We start from the raw sequence: 3,220 nt of genomic DNA on the forward strand, positions 1-3,220 counted from the left end.
CGTGATCGCGTCGAGCGAACAGGTGCTGGCCGATCCGGATCAGCTTCACCGCATCCCTCACCAACCTGTTGCGCAACGCCCGCGAGGCCATCGAGGGCGCGCCCCTGACCGGGGCGGCAAGGGCAAGGTCTTCGTCGAGCTGCGGCGGCGCGTTGACGGCCACAGCGTGCTGCGGCTCACCGACGACGGCCCGGGCGTGCCCGAGAAGGCCCAGAACAAGCTGTTCCAGCCCTTTGTCGGCTCGGTGCGTCGCGGCGGCACCGGCCTGGGCCTGGCGATCGCCCGCGAGCTGGCCCAGGGCCATGGCGGCGACCTGGCCCTGGTCGAGACCGGCCCGGGCGGCTCGGTCTTCGACCTGACCCTGTCCGGGGCCCCAGGTCCCGTCGCCCAGGCCGCTCCAACAGCCCCTGACGACGCCGCCTCGCGCTAAGGCCCCGGCGGGAGGCTTCTAAAGCCCCTTGGCGACGCCCTCCCGGCGCGGATCGGCGCCGCCTTCCAGCACGCCGCCTGGCCGCATGATGACGCCATGCAGGCCGGACCCCTCGTACTGGCCGGTCTTGACCATTACCCCGCGCGCGTTGAGCGCCGCGACCATCTCGGGGCCGAACATCTCGGCGTCGCCCGAGAAGTTGTCGCCGCGGGCGACGATATTGGGCAGGGCGATGGCCTCCTGCAACGACAGGTTCCAGTAGAACAGGCCGACCATCGCCTTGAGATTATAGGACAGAATGGCGTTGCCGCCCGGCGAGCCGACGGCGGCCAGGAACTTGCCCTTGTCGTCCAGCACGATCAGCGGGGCCATCGACGAGCGCGGACGTTTGCCCCCGGCCACGGCGTTGGCGGCCGGCGCGCCGTCCTTCTCCGTGGGCGAGAACGAGAAGTCGGTGAGCTGGTTGTTGAGGAAGAAGCCCCCGACCATGTGGCCCGAGCCGAAGATGCTCTCGACCGTGGTGGTCATCGACACCACGTCGCCGGCGGCGTCTCGGACCACGAAATGGGTCGTGCCGCCCGGCTCGCGGGTGGCGTCGACCCCGACCCTGGGCGCGCCCTTGGGGTGGCCGAAGGCGGGGGCCGGGCCGGCGGTGTCCTGGATCAGCTTGGCGCGCTGGGCGACATAGGCCGGGTCCAGCAGGCCCTCGACCGGCACGGTGACGAACGAGGGGTCGCCGACATAGCGGTCGCGGTCGGCGTACATCACCCGTTCGGCCTCGGCCAGCAGGGTCCAGGCGACCGGATCCTTGGGCCCGCGCGCGCCGATATCGGTATGCTCCAGCATCATCAGGGCCTGGATCACCGCCAGGCCGCTCGACGAGGGGTTGGGCACGCAGACCGTATAGACCTTCCAGGGCCGGCACAGGGCATCAGCCGAACGCGGGCGATAGGTCTTCAGGTCGCTCAGGCTCATGCTGCTGGACAGGGGCGCGGCCCGCAGCTTGTCGACGATGGCCTGCGCGATCGGGCCCTCATAGAGGGCGCTGGGCCCCTCGGCGGCCAGGCGCTTGAGGGTGGCGGCATAGGCCGGGTTCTTCAGGGTGTCGCCGGCCTGGTAGAGCTGGCCGTCTGGCTTGGTGAAATAGGTCTTCACGTCCGGGGCCACGTTCTGCGGCACACGGGGACTGTTGATCATGCCGGCCAGGCGGGGGCTGACCGCGAAGCCGTCGGTGGCCAGGGTCTGGGCGTCGCTGAACAGGGTGCTCCAGGCGGCCGTCCCATGCTCCTTCTGGGCCTGGGCCAGCATGGCCACCGCGCCGGGCACGCCGGCCGAACGGCCCGACAGCAGGGCGGTGACGAAGGGCAGGGGCTTGCCGGCGGCGTCCAGGAACAGGTCGGGCCCGGCCCCGGCCGGGGCCTTCTCGCGGCCGTCATAGGCCGTCACCTTGCCGGTCTTGGCGTCATAATAGGTCAGGAAGGCGCCGCCGCCCAGGCCCGAGCTCTGCGGCTCGACCAGGCTCAGCACCGCCTGGACCGCCACGGCCGCGTCGACCGCGCCGCCGCCGTCGCGCAGCACCCGCAGGCCGGCCTCGACCGCCAGCGGATTGGCGGCCGCCACGAAGCCGCCGGACAGGGGCGCGACCGGCGTCGCGGCGGCGGCCGCGGCCGGCTTCGGTCCGGTCATGACCGCCGCGTCGGGTCCGCGCGGGGCCAGCTGGGCGCAGGCCGAGAGGGCGAGCAGGGAGATCAGGGCAAGGCGACGCATGCGTGCGGGTTCCGTCAGGATGGACTGGGGCGGCCGCGCCGCCCACGACGAGGAAACCATGGACAACAAACCCGCGGGCCTGTCACGTCCCGAGCGTGTCAGGACTTCGCGAAACCGGCCTCCCGCCACGATCCGCGCGACCGGCGCCCTCTGCGCGGCGCCCAGCGGGCAAATCTTTTCCGCCGCCCGATCAAACGGCGCTTGCGCCCCGCAATCTAACGGGCTATTTCCCCCGCCTCGCCGAAAGGCAATGCGCGCCCGTAGCTCAGCTGGATAGAGCATCAGACTACGAATCTGAGGGTCGGACGTTCGAATCGTTCCGGGCGCGCCATTTTCTCCTAATCAAAACAATGACTCCCTGACCTCGCCTGCCGGGCGGCGGGGATGACGGTCGTGGCCGCGCGCCACGCCGCGGCGCGTGGGCCGGGCCTGGTCTGACGCGCGGGCCGCTCGCGGCCGGGGCGGGTCATGACCGGTCCAGATGCCGAAGGTTGTCTGGCGCCCAGCGGTCGCGGATACGGCGCATCGCTCGCTGGCGGGCGCCCTGTCGGTGCTCAGCGCGCTGCCTAATTGTCAATTTCGGCGCCATCCAAAGCGGCGCCTGAACGGTTCTGCGAGGCCGCGAGCCCGAATTCGGCCCGTCGCGCTTGCCGCGCATGCGTCTCTGATCAACGTTTAGAAACCGTCAGATTCAATGAAATCGCGACGTGGTGGCGTCAAATAACAACATTGGGGAAGGAGGCGCCGAGTAGGCGAATAACCGCATGCGCTAAGCAAAACAAAAAGGGGGCTATCTACATGCGAATCCGTGTCAACAATGCGCTGTTCTCGACCGTATCGGCGGTCGTGCTTTCTCTTTCCGCCGTGACGGCCGTTTATGCTTATGAAGCGCCGGACGTGGCGCCCGAGCAGGTCTCCGAGCTGGACACCCTGATCGTCACGCGCGCGGCAAGCCGCGGACCGTGCTGGACTCAGCCGTCCCGTGGACGCCTTCAGCGCCGATGACCTCAAGGCCGCGGCCTT

The 3,220-nt window shown here is 70.0% G+C and carries 2 protein-coding genes, 1 tRNA gene and 1 pseudogene; 3 read left to right on the forward strand and 1 reads right to left on the reverse strand.

Annotated elements, in window-relative coordinates; translation table 11 throughout:
• Positions 1-430: pseudogene (locus tag CSW58_RS12585) on the forward strand (ATP-binding protein); the annotation flags it as partial.
• Between the two features lie 18 nt (positions 431-448).
• Here CSW58_RS12585 and ggt read toward each other — a convergent pair.
• Entirely contained in the window at positions 449-2,197 is a 1,749-nt protein-coding gene (gene ggt, locus CSW58_RS12590; protein WP_161494617.1) for a gamma-glutamyltransferase, read from the reverse strand.
• A gap of 254 nt (positions 2,198-2,451) precedes the next feature.
• Between ggt and CSW58_RS12595 the strand changes: the two genes are divergently transcribed.
• Both CSW58_RS12595 and CSW58_RS13820 read left to right on the forward strand, forming a co-directional pair.
• Positions 2,452-2,528, forward strand: a tRNA-Arg gene (locus CSW58_RS12595).
• Positions 2,529-2,995: 467 nt separating this feature from the next.
• Positions 2,996-3,202, forward strand: a complete 207-nt coding sequence (locus CSW58_RS13820; protein WP_143755203.1) for a hypothetical protein — start codon at positions 2,996-2,998, stop codon at positions 3,200-3,202.
• Positions 3,203-3,220 lie beyond the last annotated feature (18 nt).

This window comes from Caulobacter sp. B11 (genome assembly GCF_002737765.1).
Lineage (GTDB): Bacteria > Pseudomonadota > Alphaproteobacteria > Caulobacterales > Caulobacteraceae > Caulobacter.